Raw genomic sequence first — 16,554 nt, forward strand, 5'->3', positions numbered from 1 at the left:
GTAAACTCGGTACGGCGTTAAAGGCAACTTGTGCGTCTATTTCCTAGAGATTTATTACTCGATAGTCTTGACGCGCGGTTAAACCCATAAATTTAGACTTGAAAGCAGTAGGTATTTTAGCATCACTGGTTTTGAGTATATTTATAAGTACAGGGTAAACTGGCAAATCAAATTTTTCTTCAGCCAACGCTGTATACGCACGCACTCGTTTTGGCATCTTCAATTTATAACGCAGTTGCAATTCGTTGAGGACAAGGAATTCCTTGTGTTTTGCATTCTCAACACGGATGAGAATGTCACTTTCACGACTTATCCATTCAAACCCAGTATTAATTACTTCCTTAACTTTAAGGTCAGAAGTTTGTGTAATCCAATTTACCCATTCTTCTGGAGCAAGGCTAATTAAACGTTTAGAACCAATATCGGATGATTTCGCCATATACGATTGTACTCATTCAAGGTTTAATAGTCAATATAGATGCAGCATTGACTGATTAATGTATAGAATATACAACTATATTGATTCATGTCATTCTTTATTCAAAATAAATTACTTGAACATGACAATAATCATTCTCAAAACATAAGTAGTAGGTTTTATGCTTTTAATACAAGAGTTTTAGCAATTTCACTGTTATCAAGATTTGAGAATATGGCGATTTTTTTATACATATACGGATAGTGTTTGGTCAGTCTATCCGTTGAAATTATAACGCTCTGTTGGCTCTTAAAATAGTTAAGAACTCCTGAAGTGTTGGGATAGAGGAATCTTGGCGCCAAGCAGCAGCAAATTTGAGTTTAATGGGGCAATTTGCTAGAGGTTTGCAAACTACATCTGTGCCAACTAAAGATTGGACGCTTTCCGATACAAAGCTAATGCCAATTCCAGCAGTGACTAAACATATACGAGTTTGTAGCGAGATTGATTCTTGGGCGATTTTAGGTTGAAACCCAAGTTGCTGGCAAAGTTGAATTAGTCCATTATAAAGTGCAGGACCTTCTTGTCGAGGATGTATAATTAGTGGCTCTGAGGCAAATGCTGATAATGGAATTTGTTCATACTCCAATAAATGATGATGTTTTGGCAGCACTGCTACAAAGTTTTCCTCCAAAATAGAATGAATTTTCAAGCCTCGCTCATCGATTGGTGGGTGCAAAAATGCTATATCTATTTGGCGCCCATTTAAAGCGGTGACTTGTGCTTCTGTAGAAAGTTCTTGTAAATTGAGTTCGACATTAGGAAATGTAGAGCGAAAGTTTTTTAATAAAGTTGGAAATACCGTGTAAGTTGCGGTCGAAGTAAAGCCTATTTTTAATTGTCCAATTTCTCCGCGAGCAGTGCGTTGGGTAAGTTGAATAGCGTTATGTGTCTGGGTAAGTAGTTGTTTTGCCTGTTCTAAAAATACCTCTCCTGCAACAGTTAACTGCACTACACGCTTTGTCCGGGTCAGTAAAGAAACTCCTAGTTCTCGCTCTAGCACTACAATTTGCTTACTTAAAGCAGGTTGGGTTAAATGCAGACGCTCTGCTGCTCTGCCAAAATGCAGTTCTTCAGCCACAACCACAAAATACCGTAATAAGCGCAATTCCATCTTTAATAACCGTGAGTTATTAATAACCTACTAATTATGACTTGGACACGAGGAAAATATGCTTTTAAAGTAAAGAAAAGTAACTTTCTGAGTTTAGGAAATATTTTGTGATGAAATGGCTGCGTTCACGATGGTTCAAAACTATTATGCTATCTATACTGGGAATGATAATAGCTCTCGTTAGCTATGGGTTACTGCAATTAATTGAGCCTGTCAGTTTGGCGCCTATTACTAAATCTTCTCAATCTATAAAATTTGCGGGAAGGGCATTATTAGTTGCTTCGGACGCTGACATGGTAGCAACTGCTTATGCTGATGGCAAATTAGAGCGCGTTGCTGGTGTTGAAGATACTCTTACAGTTATTGGGTTACAGAATGCATTGAATAGTACTAATATACAAACTCTGCGCGTCTCTAACTCGGTGATGTCGTGGCCTCAAATTATTGCAGTATCACCAAATGGTCAACGAGCTTATGTTGTAGAAGTGCGGAGGCGCCCTAACAATAACATTCAAGCTTTTGCCAGCATTGACCAAATGCCAGATGGTCAGCAACTAACTGTTGTGGACATTGCAGATTTAAATCAACCCAAAGTCCTAGAATCTATCGCAATTGGACGCAATCCTGAACACGTAAGCATTAGCCCAGATGGTCGGTTTCTAGCGGTGAATTTAGAAGAGCCAGGACGTGAATTAGTTATCATTCAACTGCAAGAAGATGGGCATTTGGGCAAGCGATGGTTCTTTCCAATGTCAGTGGATAACTCCCAGTCAGGCAATGGCGCCGCTATTTGGCATCCCTCTGGTAAATATATAGCAATGACTCAGGATAGTGATAGCCGAGTTGGTTTTTACAAAGTAGATATTAACTCCAGTGGAGATATTTCAATTTTGCCTTATAGTGAACCGCTTACCGTTGGGAACCACCTTAGCAATGCTCGATTTACTACTGACGGACGTTTTTTGTTAGTACCTGATTTAAAATGGCGTACTTGGGGAATTCGAGCATTTAACTTTTTGTTGAATCCTAAAGGGGAAATGATAGCAATTCGGTTTGAGCCAGAATCAGGTAAATTGCCTGAAGTTGTTTCTAGAGTTGAAGTTGGGCTAAGTCCAGAAGGGTTTGCCTTGAGTTCAGATAACAAGCTAATTGCTACGGTGAATATGCGCCGTACCTATTTCAGCCCTAATTTACCTCCAGCATGGAGAGGTAAACATTATAGCTCTTTATCGTTAGTGAAGTTTAATTCTCAATCTGGGAAATTAGAAACTATTGATGAGTATGGGTTTGAGGGCTTGCTACCAGAACAAGCTACTTTTGATGCAGAGGGAAAATCTCTTGCTGTTGTAATTTTCAATTATCGTGAATCATTCCCTAAAACTGGCGCGGTTGAGTTTTGGAATGTTATTAACAGCAACAAACCACGCCTTGAACGTACTGGGTTAAAACTAAATGTTGTTCGTGGCGCCCATGATATTGTGCTTGTTCCGTAATTGAGCAATTAAATATAAAATTTTCCTGTCAATAATAGTTTATATATCTATTGTAATATTTTTGTTCTATACTATGAAAAGTAGAACAGTAAGGTAACATATGGAAATAGCATTTACTGGAACAAGACACACAAATTCTGAGCAAGCTTTGATTGTTAAGGATAAGTTACAGGAGATTGCTCAAATAGATGCAACTTGGCATGTGGGTGATGCAATGGGAGTTGATGCACTGGTTAGAATTGAAGCTCGGCGCCTAGCTAAAGAGTTAAATATATATGTGTGTCAAGGAAAGGAGCGTTATGAGTTTGCGAAACGTTCTAAATCGATGATTGATGCAATTGCTGGTACTTATAACAAGCTGTATGCGTTTGCGAATAAGTCTTGTCCTGCTGGATGTAAGCCATGTAGAAATCCTAATGGACAAGGTTCTGGTACTTGGTTGACTGTTGCTTACGCTTATTACCTTGGTGTGCCTGTAGAATTAATTTTTTTGGAGGATGGGTTGGTGGCGCCTGACTGGTTAGATGTGCCTACATCAGTAAATAAATATCAGCAGTTATCGCTTTGGTAAACTAATTATCATATAAAATTATATGAGCAAAGTTTATTGTAAGTTACCGTAACATGATACATATTTAGTGTTGGTAGCTGGTCTAGTCTGTTTCTGATGCGGCAAGTTTTATGTTACAGCTTCAAGAGTGAGATAATTATAATGTGTAATTTGTAACTTAATATTTTGAATTTAAGTAGTTTTTTTGAGAAAAAAGCTCATTTTTATGTTTGGGTTTTGTATAAATTATATGATTTTATTTTTTGGGCGGGCAAGGATGCCCGCTCCACAAGAATACAAGATAAATGATTATACTACTTGAATTCTATCTAGCTTTGCCCATTTTAAGGTTGCTAGTAGGTCATCACCTGCTTGAACTGTATTAAGTTCGTCTTTGCTATAAACAACTCGATAACCGCGTTTTTCAGCTTCTAAAATTAAGTTTAAACCGTCGGTTCTAGCTCCTGTTTGGTTTAATGAACTGCCAAATTTACCTGCAACTCCTGTAGGTAACATCCAGCGTTCTCCACCTGCCATAATAACTTGGGCGCCAGATTCGAGAATAATTTGACGAACAATTTCAGTATTATTGCTGCGGGTATCAACTTCTGCGGCAAATGCTCCTGAACCAGGTTCATTCATTGTACCCGAATTAATTATCGCAACAGCTTTACCTGAATCGCGCGCTTCTTCAAGAATTGTAGAACCAACTTTTCCAGAAAATGGTGTTACCCGACTACCATCTTCATTCAAACCATAAGAGTTTTGGAATACCTTAACACCGTTGGCATGAACTACAGCGCTACCATCAGAACTACCTGTTAATTGGTCGGTGAGGTGTCCTAAATATACACCAGTGTCACTCATCATATCCCAGCTAAGGCGCCCATCCGGCCCAACACTTGTCATACGTGCGGCGCCAAACATCGAAGGGCTATGACCATCGGGGTGGATAAATATTACATTACCTGTTTTCTTAGTCGCAGCAGGTGCAGGTTGTGGTTGTGCTACAGGACGGTCGGGTAAATCTGTTTCAAATAGCGTCTCATACATCAAACGATACACATCAGTATTATCTACCGTGGCATTCCATGTATCAGCATTCAAACCGTGTGCTTTGGCAACAATAGAACCAGCAAAATCAGGAGTTCCAACCCAACCTACTCCAAAATTGAATGAATTACCACTTGCATCTGGCACCGACGTGAAAGGTAAAGTTCCCCGTCCAGTAGCTCCATCTAACGGATTTGCAAATGCAGCAGGTAGTCCACTTACATTTGTAGGGTTAGAATTTATCGTTCCAACATTAGTACCTGCTGGTAACGGGTCACGAATTTGTAGACCACCACCATCACTATCTGCAGCAGTAACAATCAGAGTATTTTTATACTTTTCTGAAAACTCTAACGCTACACCAATTGCATCATCGGCACGACGTAAAGCTTCTAGAGTTCCAGCCGCATTATTGACGTTACTAAAGTTATCAGTACCCTCTTCTTCGAGTACTGTAAATGAACCATTCTTGAAGTTAGGGTGTACCTCCATTAGTTTTTGAGATACAGCTAGCATTTCGCCAACAGTAGGCGCCGTTTCTACATAAAAAGGAGTATTCGACGCTGCTAGACTTTCTTCGGAACGGTCGTTAAAGGTATGAATAGCTGCGAATACACCTAATACTTTTTGAGGTGGAGTTGAAGTATTAAGTAGTGCGTTTAATTCATCGCGCGTATATACAACTGTATAACCGAGACTCTTAGCTAAATCTATCAAGTTAGTAGCTGGACGATTCTGAATTGCAGCATCACCAGTACTGAACTGAGCATCAATAGCTTCTGTGACGTGGCGCCCAGTAGTACCAACGGGTAGCATATGTAATTCACCACCACCCATAATGAAATTCACACCCGACTCAATTGCTTGACGAGTGATTTCAGCTAGGTTATTACGAGGTGCAGAACGTCCAGAAGTTGCAGGAGGCGCCACTTTTGCAACGAAGGCGCCAGTTCCAGGTTCAGCAATAAAGCCAGAGTTAATTAAAGCAGTCACCTTATTTGAGGCAACTGCTTCTTGCATAATAGTTTGCTGTTTACCAGAAAGCGCAGTAGTCGGAGTTTGATTATCTTCTTCTAACCCGAAAGACTCAGCGTGAACTTTTGTACCCGTAGCATGAGTAACGGCGCCGCCATTTGATGTGCCCGTTAACTGGTCTTGCATATGTCCCAAGTACACACGTGCTTCGTCCAATTTATCCCAGTTCAATCTGCCATCAGGGCCTTTATCCACAAAACGCGCGAGAGCATAATGCGCTGGACTAGTACCATCGGGGTGGATAAAAATTACGTGATTATTTGCCATATTCTTCTACTGGTAAGTAAATAAATTAGCCACAACCGTCAAAACTGCTTATAACCACGAAAATACTTTTGTAACAATGTGTTACAAAAGCGTTATATAAATCAAATTGACACACGAAAGTTAAAGATATACGCAGACCAAATTAAGTAAAAGTTAAGATTTGCGTATATATACGTAAACAAATGATGAAAAAATTTTTATAATATTGATTTATGGCTTAATGGCACTGTATCTATACTTCACAAAAAAAACTAATTGATACTATAGGGAAACTTGGCAACGGATATAACGGATGTAACGGATGAGTTATTCATCAAAAAAAAATTATACTTAAAACGGGTTATAACTTTACTTTTAACAAGCGTGAATGTCATGTTGAGGAACGTAAACGGAGTTTACGGATAACGGGAAAACTACCCTGCGGGAAAGCTTCGCTTACGCTTACGTTTACGTTCCGTAAAACTCCACTCAGAATGACAATTTATACCTTAGCCGACTTTTCAAACATCCTCTTAAGCATTTGGAGGCGCCAAACGCTGTTGAAACTCCCGTCTCGCTTCTTCTCTAACAGCATTTAACCGCTCTGGTAAATTTCGTTGCACAGAACGCAAACGACTCTCCTGCTCCCGCAGGCGCCGTAACTCTTGCTCTTCGACATTTACATAACGACGTTTCTCACCACTCATATATCTATACCAATATTTGTTAAACTTGACACTAAGTATAAATTGTTCAGTTCAATACTAACTCAACTTTCCAGTTATTCAAGACCATCTCACAGACCCTACTTAAATATTGAACGGTAGTATCTACAAAGTTGAACTCTAGTTGAATTAAATCTAGATATTGTTGATGCAAGTCGATTAATTAACCAAAATATTTGTACAGTTAGCAGTAACTGATATCTTGCACCTCTACGTATAAATTATTAATTTGCAATAAGTATGTTTCTAATATTACTAACTAATTAAGTTCATTTTAATGAACTTAAGCTACTCGCGCCTACGGGTTTTAACCCTAGGCGGGTATGGGCATAATTGTAAAATTGGTAAATAAAGTTACTTTAAAATTATTGTCGTTGGTTCTGGACAAGGGGGAATGCCTATTTTGATACAGCCAGATTCTACTTCCCGAAAGCCTCAAAATATTTTATCGTAATCTTCTAGTTCGATGTCAGAAACTATTTCTTCGTACTCAAAAACTAAGGCAGTAGATATATTTAATTGCCAATGCTTCTACCTGGTGCATGACACCACAGGATTATTCTTTTCTTGGCTTACTCTATATTTAAATTCAACATCATATATCTTTACAATTTATATTCAAAATAATTATCAAAAAAAGAGATAAGAAAGATAAACCACAAAGGCACAAAGGACACGAAGGAAGAGGTATGATAAAATTTTATCGTTAAATTTAAATGAGTTTACTAACAAAAGTTAAAAAGCAATTTAAGCGTTCAATCATTCAGAGTGTCTCTATTGAAACATTATTAAAAGATAATTTAAGTAAATATAATGTAGTGTTACCAGAGACTATTGCCACGGAAGAAGCATTACAAATGGTTTTTGCTTCGGAAGCAACATCTTTACAAGGAGTATCTCATTCTACTCCCCTTGCTTACACTACTGTTTTAGAAGATGTTTTTTACTGTCCTTTGTATTCAGTTATTCTTACCAAAGATAGAAAAATTATCCGCGAATCGTTTAATATTACTAAACCAGTAGAAGATTTCAAGCTTGATTGTTTATTTACTTCCAAGGTTGAAGAGATTTCTGGGTATTCTGTTATTTGGCATCAAACCACAAATAATTACTATCATACGCTTATCGATAATCTACCCCGTTTTTATCTCACTTCTTTACACGACATCATTAAAGATAATGATAATCACGTCAAGTTAATACATTCACGTAAAATTTTTGACATGGAATATTTTTACTTGTCGAAATTTCTATCACCTAATATTCAAATTTGCCAAGTACCAGATTCTACACATACAGACCAACCTTTGCTGTTTCGTCTCGAAAAGCTGATTTTATCAAAATTTTTAAATCATAATTTTAGCGGTTTTATTCCAAGTTCATACCGCAATCAGATTTTTTCTCGTTTTTTACCTCAACGACCCCGCACTAAAAACAAGCGCATCTTCATTTCTCGACGACAAGCTTATAACCAGCGTCATATTATCAACGAAGCTGAGGTGATTCAAACTCTTGCTATATATGGCTTTGAAGTTTATACCCTCGAAAAAATGTCTATAAACGAACAAATTGAGCTTTTCTACGATGCTGATGTTGTTGTTGCTACTCACGGCGCCGGGTTAACTAATATATTATTCTCTGAGCATGTTAAAGTGCTAGAGCTTTTCCCTTACCCTTTTGTTATTCCTTACTTTTACTATCTTGCTCAATCAATGGGTCATAAGTACCAATATTGGTGTGGGAATGGTGAGTATGATGCGACGCAAGGTTGGAATAGTAATTTTGTCGTTGATATTCTACAGTTACAAAATATTTTAGAGAAACCAGGCTTCTTTATATAGATTAGCGTTTTTTGTTTAGGTTATCTTAAAAGCCTGGTTTCTATGGCGCCAAAAATTGGCGAGCATATTCTATAGCTTCGTCATCGGTGGAAACCTTACCCTCAATTTGCGCGATGGCAATTTCAGTCAGCATTTTTCCTACCAGTGGCGAAGCTGGTATGTTTAGTGCTATAATCAGTTTCTTCCCATTTAATAAGGAAATGGGATGAGCCACCGGATCATCAGGGTTAAGGTAGCGGGCGATAATTGGTGCAATGCCCTCTACCGAATTATCGCATGCCATTGCCATAATGCATGTCGCGGGCAATACGTTTTGCGCTTCCTTATACAACTCGTATTGTTCGCGCAATGGCATGTGTGGTGTGTTTAATTGTGGGTACAGTTTTAATACAGTTATTACAGCTTTGATTTCAGCACGACTATAGCTAAGTTCGGTCAATTCACGTTCGGCTTGTTCTAAATTTGGACTTACTAGACATGCGAGTTTGGCAATACCTACCCATGTTGTTTTTATAGTATCACGAATACACGTATTTAGCTCAACTTCTAGCTGGCGCCATTTTTGTGATAGTTCTAGGTAAGCTGCATCGACTTTTTGTAACCGTGAATATGCTTCTGGGGTTGTATTTTGAAAGAATGGTGCCAATAATTTGTCTTGTATAGCTTTTATTATCCAGGGAGTTCCTTGAGAATTAAGAAGCATGTAACTCAGTTCGGTACGCACTCTCTCTGTGGCAACTTGGGTTAGTAGTGGCGCCAGAGTTCGAATGGTATTTTGAGTGTGGGTTTCTATATCAAAACCAAGTTGTGCAGCTTGACGATATCCACGCATTAACCGTAAAGGGTCATCTTCGAGGTTATGTTGCGAAACCATTCGTAAAATTCCCGCTTGTATATCAGCATAACCGCATAGGGGGTCGATTACTTCTTGGGTGTGAGGATTAAACGCAATCGCATTTATCGTAAAATCACGTCTATGTAAATCTATTTCTAAGCTGTCTCCTTCCTGCTGGGCAATATCTACCGTCGCATTGGCAAATACTACCCGTGCTATATGTCTTTGTGGGTCGAGCAAAACAAACCCTGCTTTGTAATGTGCTGCAAGTTTCTGGGCAACACCAACCGCATTCAGAGGTAATATAAAATCTAAATCCAAATACTCGCGCTTTCTACCTAATATCGCATCCCGAACGGCGCCTCCCACTAAATAAATAGGTTGCGGTAATAAATCTAAATCAAAAGGATAATTTTCTGGAGATAAAGAAGGTAAAGGTAAATTATACATTTTTGTCAAAGAAACCGGGTTTCTACCCAAAGTTATCATGTTTATTACAATCTCTGTAAAGAAACCCGGTTTCTCAAATTTTAAGCTAGATTAGCAGTACAAGGTTATGGAGTTGATTCTGTTATGTGTGTTTGTATCAACTGCCACTATGTAGACCGCTGTTTTACCTACCACGCAGTAGAAGGACAGCACGAACAACCTCATTTGACCGAAACACCCGATTTCGAGCCAAATGAACCATCAATAAATGTTAACATCCGCCCGCGCGGAGATATTATTGAGATGGAATGGGACGTAGTTGGCTGTCTCAGTTTCAAAGAAGAAAAAGGTAAGTGGTCGAAACTGCGTCCAGGTGAGTTAGTCCCAACTTGACGCAACAGGGTATGGTGCGTTATGCCGTTGCGCGTCGCACCATTTTATAAAATTCTTAATTGATTTGTAAAAAATGATGTTTATGTAACGAACCGCAAAGGACGCTAAGGAAGACTATTATTAGTACCATCCAGTTCGTAAATAGACTTATCACCGGATGGTAGATAAAAATTAATTTTTTAGATACGGCGCCTCGAATTAATGTTTGGGATTTTCTGATTGGCACCGACCGAAGCGAGGAATTACAAGCGCGTAGTTTGCATTAAGCTTTGCCTAAAAAGTCTTGTTTTCCAAGTTCTACACCACAGTGTCGAAGAATGTTATATGTGGTTGTAACATGAAAATATACGTTTGGCAAAACAAAATATAGTAGAAAAGGCATTCCTTGGAAAGTAATGGTGTTACCTCCGGCTTGTAAAGTGATTGTTCTTTCTTCTGAACCATCAAATTGTTCGGGCTTCAATGTTTCTAGATAAGAGATAGTTTTTTGAGTACGGTCGATGAGTTCAGGAAATGTAATTTCATTATCCTCGAAGGAAGGCGCCTCTACTCCTGCTAATTGTGCGGTGCCTCTCTTTGCTATGTCAGAAGCAATTTGTACTTGCCTTGATAATGGAAACATATCTGGGAACAAACGAAAATTGACCAATACTGATGGGTCTATTTTTTTTGTTTCTACATACGTGGCACCTTTTTCTAAAATACCTACTAGGTTATTCAATGTGCGAATACATACAGGTACTGAAGCTTGGTACATTGATATAGTCATTGCTACTTCCCAAGAATTGTTCAATAACACATTACCAATTAAATCTTCATATTTAAACTTTTCTCGAAAAATAGTACATAATTACAAGCGCTAACTTACAAACACCCAAATATTAATCAGCTTCTCCAATTAGTGTAAAAGCTGCCCAATCAACTGGATTTGGGCTGTTCTTCTAACGTTGTTAACATAGCTTGTCTCAGGGCTTGTGCTTTTGCTATCAATCCTGGATTTACAGGCGCTATCACCAATTTAGTTGACAAAGGTTTGATAAAAATCTCTACTCGTCTAGAGATAAAAGGTTATTATAAAAAATGGGGTGAGATCGTTCAGAAAACAGAGTTAGTTGAGTAAGTTAAAATGTAATTTTTGTTGCTCAAATAATAATTGCTTAAGTATTTATCGCAAAAAATACGTTGTTTTACAAAATTAGCATTTATGTTAATAAAACATTTTATACAGTCATGTAAGTAGTTAATGCTACCCGTGGAGTTGCTCAAATTTGTCCAAGACAGCTCGGCGCCAAACCATTGGGAGTAATGTGAACCGTTACTTAGTGTATCTCGAATTGTTTTTGCGGCGCCAAATACTTAAAAATTGCTACAAAAAAAGCCAAGGGAAAGAGGATTTAGGGCGCCGCAAAGTATCATGAATTTAAAGTACTGCAACAAAACAAACAGGCGCCTCCAAATTAAATAACAATGTCAGATTCTTTAATCAAGCAAGCAGCGGATATAAACACTCATCCTGATAGACTCCGAGACTTGGCAGATTTTTGTATCGAACTCGCGCGCGTCGTAGCTAAGAATCCTAGTGCGCCACCAGATGTTTTAGAAGTATTGAGCGGTTATCAACATGACCCAGAAATACAAAGAAATGTTACAACTAATCCGAATACGCCTAGTGAAGTCTTAATCGCACTTGGCGCCGACTTTCCATCTGAATTAATAAATAACCCAGTATTTCCATTATTGGTACTCGAAAAACCTAGTTTATTCCAAGAAATGCCATTGGAAACGCTTTTAACCTTATCCAGCAAGCGCAAAAAAGGTTACTCTAACATCCGCGCGCACGCTATAAAAGCCCTTATCCAGAAAGACCCTAAAAAAGCAGGCGCCGTTCTTGCTGAATTCGTTAGTTCGGATGAACCAACATCTCCACGTTTTATTTTCCTTCTTCATCCACTGGCGCCAGCGGAGTTTTTGGAAAAACACGCTAACTCCGTATGTTGGATAGAAAGATACGCTGTTGCTCAAAACCTTAGCACACCCGCTCATGTACTTTCGCTCACTTGCTGTAGATGCGAATCGACTGGTGCGCGCGGTAGCACTAGAAAAATTACAAGCGCTTTGAGTTGTGTATATTTTGGTTATGGTGCCTCGTATATATTAATTTAATGCTTCATTTGTTACAGCTAATTTTGTTTGTAATAATTCCTTTAGTTCAGTCAGTTGTTCGGTACTGGCGCCTTTTATAATCTACTTAGTAATAGTATTAATTTTTTGCATTACACCCTTAACTTCCTTTGATTCAGTTTTATCTTCCTGAAAATACTTTGCTTTGATTTGGCGGATTCGCTCGCGTGTCTCTGGTACTGTTAGATTTTTCTTCAATACTTCATCGGTAGCACGCGCGCGTTCAGTAAACGCAATTTTTTCTTCTACTTTCAGAGCTTTTGCTGTAAGTGTAGATAATGCCAAAGCATGGGCGCCTTTTAATCCATCAGACCTAATTGCATCTTTAAGGTCTTGAGGTAAAGATAACATTGGTATCAAATTTGTTCTTACAGAAACCGGATTCAAACCGAGTTCAAGTAGCATTAAAAACATATCTTGTTCGGCGTCAAGCACATTTAAATCAGTTAAACCTTGTTCTTGTTCTTCACTGCTAACATCAATTAACTTTGCGAGTTCTTTTGTTTTTCCATCACGCTCAATGCGTTTTAAGACCGTAGCAAGTGTTGTAGCAATTTCCTCTTCTTCAAAATCTGTTGTCTTTACTATTTCCTTAACGATAGCTTCTGCTTTCTCCAAAGGGTTTAAATCTTCAAACCCCAAGAATGTTAATAATGAAGATTGTTCTAAATCTTGAGGTTGGGGTACAATTACCGCGCGTATTGTCTTCCATCCCAAAACGCGCGCGGCTTCCCATCGTAACTGCCCATCAAGCAGCATGTAACGATTACCTTGATGTGGAACTAAAATAACCGAAGTGATTTGACCATGCTTTTTGAGTAACCGCGCTTTATTTTGAATTGAGGCGCCAGTAATTGTTTGTCTCGGTTGATTAGGATTTGGTTCAATCAAATTAACATCAATTTCTACTTCTCCTGATGACTGTTGTATTTGAGTGCGTAATTTCTCAATCTCTACTTCGAGTTGAGGCGCCGATGCTGCTCGTAATTGTTCTACTTCTGCTTGCAGTTCGGCAATTTTCTTCTCCTGTTCAGTTTTTTGAACCGCTCCCTCAAACTTTTTATTAATAGTTGGTAACGCGCGCGCCATTATTATAAACTCCTTATTTGTGTTTGATTAATTTAACTACATCGCTGGCAATTTTAGTAAAGTCCTTGGCAGCAGGGTGTAACTGGCGCCATTTTTGTATTGGTATTCCGTATGCGCTGGCGTTTTTAAATTCGTTTGAACTACGAACTGCTGGGTATAACTTGATTTCTAACTGTGCAGCAATATCTGGAAGTTGGTCAAGATATTGACGGTGCATTGCTATTTTAGAATCGTACATACTAGGTACAAATCCTAGTATTGGTGGTCTTGGTTCCAGCTGTAATTCCGAAGCTGAAGTTACGCACCATTCCACTAATTCTGCGGAACCAGCAATTGCTTTCATTTCTAATTGGATAGGAACTAATACATGGGTTGCAGCTGCTAACGCATTGATTGTCAACATTCCGATTGTTGCTGGACAGTCGATAATAATTAAATCGTGTGGTAAGGGGTATTTTTTTAATCTATCTGCTAATGTATATTCTCCTCGCTTCCGAATTACTAAATCATTTGCTATTTCTGCGACTGTTGGATGTCCTTGGCAAACTTCAACTCCTGAATTATCCCAAACAGGCACCAGTTTCCAGTTCCCCTTAAAATCTTTGGATAATACATGTGCCATTGTTTCTGTAACATCGGCGCCTTCTAGTCCACAAAATACATCCAATGACCTCTGAGGGTCTAAGTCTAAAAGTGCTACTTTGAAACCCTGACCACTAACTTCATACGCTAAATGTACACTGAGCGTAGATTTTCCTACTCCACCCGCGTTTGCGAGTATTGCTAAACGAAGCTGCATATATTAAAATTCCGTCTGCATGTAGTTTACAAGGCTACTACACTTTGGCGCAATTGATTCTTAAATTTTGTCGAATTTTAAAATTCTACAAAAATTAGGCGCCTTATATAAAGCTAAATTTATCTACCTACGGAAAAATAAATCTTAAAATTGGGAAAATGTAGTAAATTGGTATGTTAGTGAGAGTATTATTAGTACCATCTAGTTCGTAAATAGACCTATCACCAGATGATAGATAAAAATTAACTTTTTAGATACAGTGCCTCGAATTAACGTTTGAGATTTCCTGATTGGCGCCAATTTATTAATACCCAAGTGTTTTTTAGATGCGATTTAGTAACAATGAGTAATTTTATATCTCGTCGTAAATTGTTGATGGGCAGTTTAGGATTTGGGTTTGGGATAACACCAATTCTTCATACATTTGCCCAATCGAAATCGAATAGCGCTATTACCGATGTTTCCGGTATTAAAGTAGGTCATTTTACTGACAGCCGTAGACCAACAGGTTGCACAGTTATTTTAACTGAATCGGGTGCGGTTGCAGGTGTAGATGTTCGTGGTGCGGCACCTGGAACACGTGAAACAGATTTACTTGACCCAAAAAATTTAGTGCAACAAGTTCATGCGATTCTACTTTCTGGCGGAAGTGCTTTTGGACTTGATGCGGCAACGGGAGTAATGAAATTTTTAGAGTCGCGTGGTATTGGTTATGATGTAGGTATACGTGGAGTAAAAGTACCTATTGTTCCGGCAGCAATCTTATTCGATTTAAATGTTGGAGATGCCAAAGTTCGTCCAGATGCTAAGGCAGGATATCAAGCCTGTAAAAATGCTTCAGATAAGTTAGTGAGAGAAGGTAATGTTGGTGCAGGAGCAGGCGCCACTGTCGGAAAATTTTTTGGTATGAGTCGTGCAATGAAAAGCGGGATTGGCACGGCATCAATTAAGTTACCAGGAGGAATTACAGTTGGCGCCATTGTTGCGGTTAATGCTGTTGGTGACGTATTTGATCCATCTAATAACAAATTACTCGCAGGAGCGCGCTCTCGTGACGGCAAAAAGTTATTGGGAACAATGGAAGCAATTAAGCGTGGTGAAAATTTACCACCCTTGCTTGGTGGTACAAATACGACTATTGGAGTTGTTGCAATGGATGCAAAACTAGATAAGGCACAATGCCAGAAAATTGCACAAATGGCACATGATGGTTTAGCTCGCACAATAAATCCTGTGCATACCATGTATGATGGAGACACAATTTTTGCGTTATCTACTGGATTAGAGGCGGCGCCTGTTAATGTAACTTTGCTTGGAGCCACTTCTGCTCTTGTTATGGCTCAAGCAGTTATTCGTGCGATTAAAACTGCTGAATCTATTCCTGGTTTACCAAGTTCAAAGGATTTAAGTTAAATATACAACTAGTGTAAGTAGTCCGCCATTTTTATCTGACTTATTTGGATTAGGCGCGGCTTGCAATAGAGCTATTAATACCCTGAACATCATCGAAGATACCATTTGTTGCTAGATGGATAAATCGTGCGCGTGGTAATCTTTGTAATACAGCGGCTTTTGTCGCTTCGTTACCAATTAAAGGTTTTGTGTTAAGTAAATTACCAATAGCTTTTGCTTCTCTTTCTGCACCTGGGAGTGGCGCCAATCTTTGGTGGAATAAAGGGCATTGTGGGATTACCTACAATTAATACATCTTTAAAAGAAGTTTTTTGTACTTCTCGTTGTTTACGTGTTAAATCAAGTACTTGTATTGATGGAGATGTAAGAATTGTGTGTTTAGTAAGTCATGCCAATAATACCTGACGCATAATATTCTCCTTGAGAGTCTTTAATTTCGCGATAAATAGAGAGGGAAGAGTGCCAAGATTGTAATGCTGCTTCAAATTGACTCGCAGAAAATTGCTTTTTACCCTGATTGAATAATCTATCAGCTTCCTGTTTCTTTCTATCTACCGCCTGTGCTAGCATTTGCATTTCCCCCAATGATGCATCCGCTAATAGTAAAGAAGCGGAAGCTGTGGCAATAAGCAACGTCAGTAACACATGACCGAACTTGTAGATACGCATAAAATGACGCAGGAACAACGATAACTCTATCTTATATTTCAGGCACCTCCTTACTTATGCATGAAATAAATTTAACGATTATTTCCGTTTTTTAAGCTTGAGCTTTTCGTTTGGCGCCTTTAAAATCTAGTTCTATCAGGATGATAGGCAAGAAAATATACTCCTCGTTCTTGACAATAATATTAATTGGCGCCATTTAACTTGTAGTTTG

General features: G+C 38.6%; 17 protein-coding genes. 7 read left to right on the top strand and 10 right to left on the bottom strand.

Features of this window, described 5'->3' with window-relative positions; genetic code table 11:
- Window positions 1-43: 43 nt before the first annotated feature.
- Both DSM106972_RS55380 and DSM106972_RS19375 read right to left on the bottom strand, forming a co-directional pair.
- Complete coding sequence (locus DSM106972_RS55380) at window positions 44-439, bottom strand: RpnC/YadD family protein (protein ID WP_325052199.1); 396 nt, start codon at window positions 437-439, stop codon at window positions 44-46.
- Between the two features lie 268 nt (window positions 440-707).
- Window positions 708-1,592 (bottom strand): LysR family transcriptional regulator, encoded by an 885-nt coding sequence (locus DSM106972_RS19375; protein ID WP_127082256.1) that lies wholly within the window; start codon window positions 1,590-1,592, stop codon window positions 708-710.
- A 107-nt stretch (window positions 1,593-1,699) separates the two neighbouring features.
- Here DSM106972_RS19375 and DSM106972_RS19380 point away from each other — a divergent pair, with 107 nt between their 5' ends.
- Entirely contained in the window at window positions 1,700-3,085 is a 1,386-nt protein-coding gene (locus DSM106972_RS19380; protein ID WP_201800750.1) for a lactonase family protein, read from the top strand.
- Window positions 3,086-3,185: 100 nt separating this feature from the next.
- Entirely contained in the window at window positions 3,186-3,656 is a 471-nt protein-coding gene (locus tag DSM106972_RS19385; RefSeq protein ID WP_127082258.1) for a hypothetical protein, read from the top strand.
- Between the two features lie 288 nt (window positions 3,657-3,944).
- On the opposite strand, the gene DSM106972_RS19390 is transcribed toward DSM106972_RS19385, so the two are convergent.
- Both DSM106972_RS19390 and DSM106972_RS51430 read right to left on the bottom strand, forming a co-directional pair.
- Window positions 3,945-5,990, bottom strand: a complete 2,046-nt coding sequence (locus DSM106972_RS19390; protein WP_127082259.1) for an alkaline phosphatase — start codon at window positions 5,988-5,990, stop codon at window positions 3,945-3,947.
- A 512-nt stretch (window positions 5,991-6,502) separates the two neighbouring features.
- Window positions 6,503-6,676, bottom strand: a complete 174-nt coding sequence (locus DSM106972_RS51430; RefSeq protein ID WP_158632844.1) for a hypothetical protein — start codon at window positions 6,674-6,676, stop codon at window positions 6,503-6,505.
- A 734-nt stretch (window positions 6,677-7,410) separates the two neighbouring features.
- Between DSM106972_RS51430 and DSM106972_RS19395 the strand changes: the two genes are divergently transcribed.
- Window positions 7,411-8,535: a glycosyltransferase family 61 protein gene (locus tag DSM106972_RS19395; RefSeq protein WP_127082260.1), complete on the top strand. Its 1,125-nt coding sequence runs from the start codon at window positions 7,411-7,413 to the stop codon at window positions 8,533-8,535.
- A gap of 40 nt (window positions 8,536-8,575) precedes the next feature.
- On the opposite strand, the gene DSM106972_RS19400 is transcribed toward DSM106972_RS19395, so the two are convergent.
- The gene (locus DSM106972_RS19400) at window positions 8,576-9,820 is read right to left on the bottom strand and encodes a tRNA nucleotidyltransferase/poly(A) polymerase-related protein (RefSeq protein ID WP_127082261.1); all 1,245 of its coding nucleotides are present in this window, start codon (window positions 9,818-9,820) and stop codon (window positions 8,576-8,578) included.
- A gap of 123 nt (window positions 9,821-9,943) precedes the next feature.
- On the opposite strand from DSM106972_RS19400, the gene DSM106972_RS19405 reads away from it, so the two are divergent.
- A complete protein-coding gene (locus DSM106972_RS19405; RefSeq protein WP_073623099.1) occupies window positions 9,944-10,192 on the top strand; it encodes a Ycf34 family protein in 249 nt (82 codons plus the stop codon).
- Between the two features lie 262 nt (window positions 10,193-10,454).
- On the opposite strand, the gene DSM106972_RS19410 is transcribed toward DSM106972_RS19405, so the two are convergent.
- The gene (locus DSM106972_RS19410; RefSeq protein ID WP_127082262.1) at window positions 10,455-10,961 is read right to left on the bottom strand and encodes a DUF1993 domain-containing protein; all 507 of its coding nucleotides are present in this window, start codon (window positions 10,959-10,961) and stop codon (window positions 10,455-10,457) included.
- A gap of 499 nt (window positions 10,962-11,460) precedes the next feature.
- On the opposite strand from DSM106972_RS19410, the gene DSM106972_RS51435 reads away from it, so the two are divergent.
- Window positions 11,461-11,610 (top strand): hypothetical protein, encoded by a 150-nt coding sequence (locus DSM106972_RS51435; protein WP_158632845.1) that lies wholly within the window; start codon window positions 11,461-11,463, stop codon window positions 11,608-11,610.
- A 49-nt stretch (window positions 11,611-11,659) separates the two neighbouring features.
- Complete coding sequence (locus tag DSM106972_RS19415; protein WP_127082263.1) at window positions 11,660-12,355, top strand: variant leucine-rich repeat-containing protein; 696 nt, start codon at window positions 11,660-11,662, stop codon at window positions 12,353-12,355.
- A gap of 81 nt (window positions 12,356-12,436) precedes the next feature.
- Here the strand turns inward: DSM106972_RS19415 and DSM106972_RS19420 are convergent, their stop codons facing one another.
- Together DSM106972_RS19420 and DSM106972_RS19425 are read right to left on the bottom strand one after the other, a co-directional pair.
- Window positions 12,437-13,462 (bottom strand): ParB/RepB/Spo0J family partition protein, encoded by a 1,026-nt coding sequence (locus DSM106972_RS19420; protein ID WP_233787445.1) that lies wholly within the window; start codon window positions 13,460-13,462, stop codon window positions 12,437-12,439.
- A gap of 13 nt (window positions 13,463-13,475) precedes the next feature.
- The gene (locus tag DSM106972_RS19425) at window positions 13,476-14,261 is read right to left on the bottom strand and encodes a ParA family protein (protein ID WP_127082264.1); all 786 of its coding nucleotides are present in this window, start codon (window positions 14,259-14,261) and stop codon (window positions 13,476-13,478) included.
- A 342-nt stretch (window positions 14,262-14,603) separates the two neighbouring features.
- Between DSM106972_RS19425 and DSM106972_RS19430 the strand changes: the two genes are divergently transcribed.
- A complete protein-coding gene (locus tag DSM106972_RS19430; protein ID WP_201800751.1) occupies window positions 14,604-15,674 on the top strand; it encodes a P1 family peptidase in 1,071 nt (356 codons plus the stop codon).
- Window positions 15,675-15,723: 49 nt separating this feature from the next.
- Here DSM106972_RS19430 and DSM106972_RS53580 read toward each other — a convergent pair whose 3' ends face one another.
- Both DSM106972_RS53580 and DSM106972_RS19440 read right to left on the bottom strand, forming a co-directional pair.
- Window positions 15,724-15,921 (bottom strand): CHAT domain-containing protein, encoded by a 198-nt coding sequence (locus DSM106972_RS53580; RefSeq protein ID WP_233787444.1) that lies wholly within the window; start codon window positions 15,919-15,921, stop codon window positions 15,724-15,726.
- Window positions 15,922-16,052: 131 nt separating this feature from the next.
- On the bottom strand, window positions 16,053-16,343 hold the full coding sequence (locus tag DSM106972_RS19440; protein WP_127082265.1) for a hypothetical protein: 291 nt from the start codon (window positions 16,341-16,343) through the stop codon (window positions 16,053-16,055).
- Between the last annotated feature and the right edge of the window lie 211 nt (window positions 16,344-16,554).

The sequence above is a fragment of the Dulcicalothrix desertica PCC 7102 genome, from assembly GCF_003991905.1.
GTDB classification, from domain to species: domain Bacteria; phylum Cyanobacteriota; class Cyanobacteriia; order Cyanobacteriales; family Nostocaceae; genus Dulcicalothrix; species Dulcicalothrix desertica.

Bases quoted from the DNA above. Each gene is read 5' to 3' on its own strand.
- DSM106972_RS19410 (WP_127082262.1), bottom strand. From the start codon at position 10,961: ATGACTATATCAATGTACCAAGCTTCAGTACCTGTATGTATTCGCACA.
- DSM106972_RS19395 (WP_127082260.1), top strand. From the start codon at position 7,411: ATGAGTTTACTAACAAAAGTTAAAAAGCAATTTAAGCGTTCAATCATT.
- DSM106972_RS19400 (WP_127082261.1), bottom strand. From the start codon at position 9,820: ATGTATAATTTACCTTTACCTTCTTTATCTCCAGAAAATTATCCTTTT.
- DSM106972_RS19405 (WP_073623099.1), top strand. From the start codon at position 9,944: ATGTGTGTTTGTATCAACTGCCACTATGTAGACCGCTGTTTTACCTAC.
- DSM106972_RS55380 (WP_325052199.1), bottom strand. From the start codon at position 439: ATGGCGAAATCATCCGATATTGGTTCTAAACGTTTAATTAGCCTTGCT.
- DSM106972_RS19420 (WP_233787445.1), bottom strand. From the start codon at position 13,462: ATGGCGCGCGCGTTACCAACTATTAATAAAAAGTTTGAGGGAGCGGTT.
- DSM106972_RS19440 (WP_127082265.1), bottom strand. From the start codon at position 16,343: ATGCGTATCTACAAGTTCGGTCATGTGTTACTGACGTTGCTTATTGCC.
- DSM106972_RS19390 (WP_127082259.1), bottom strand. From the start codon at position 5,990: ATGGCAAATAATCACGTAATTTTTATCCACCCCGATGGTACTAGTCCA.
- DSM106972_RS19375 (WP_127082256.1), bottom strand. From the start codon at position 1,592: ATGGAATTGCGCTTATTACGGTATTTTGTGGTTGTGGCTGAAGAACTG.
- DSM106972_RS19430 (WP_201800751.1), top strand. From the start codon at position 14,604: ATGAGTAATTTTATATCTCGTCGTAAATTGTTGATGGGCAGTTTAGGA.
- DSM106972_RS19415 (WP_127082263.1), top strand. From the start codon at position 11,660: ATGTCAGATTCTTTAATCAAGCAAGCAGCGGATATAAACACTCATCCT.
- DSM106972_RS19385 (WP_127082258.1), top strand. From the start codon at position 3,186: ATGGAAATAGCATTTACTGGAACAAGACACACAAATTCTGAGCAAGCT.
- DSM106972_RS51430 (WP_158632844.1), bottom strand. From the start codon at position 6,676: ATGAGTGGTGAGAAACGTCGTTATGTAAATGTCGAAGAGCAAGAGTTA.
- DSM106972_RS19425 (WP_127082264.1), bottom strand. From the start codon at position 14,261: ATGCAGCTTCGTTTAGCAATACTCGCAAACGCGGGTGGAGTAGGAAAA.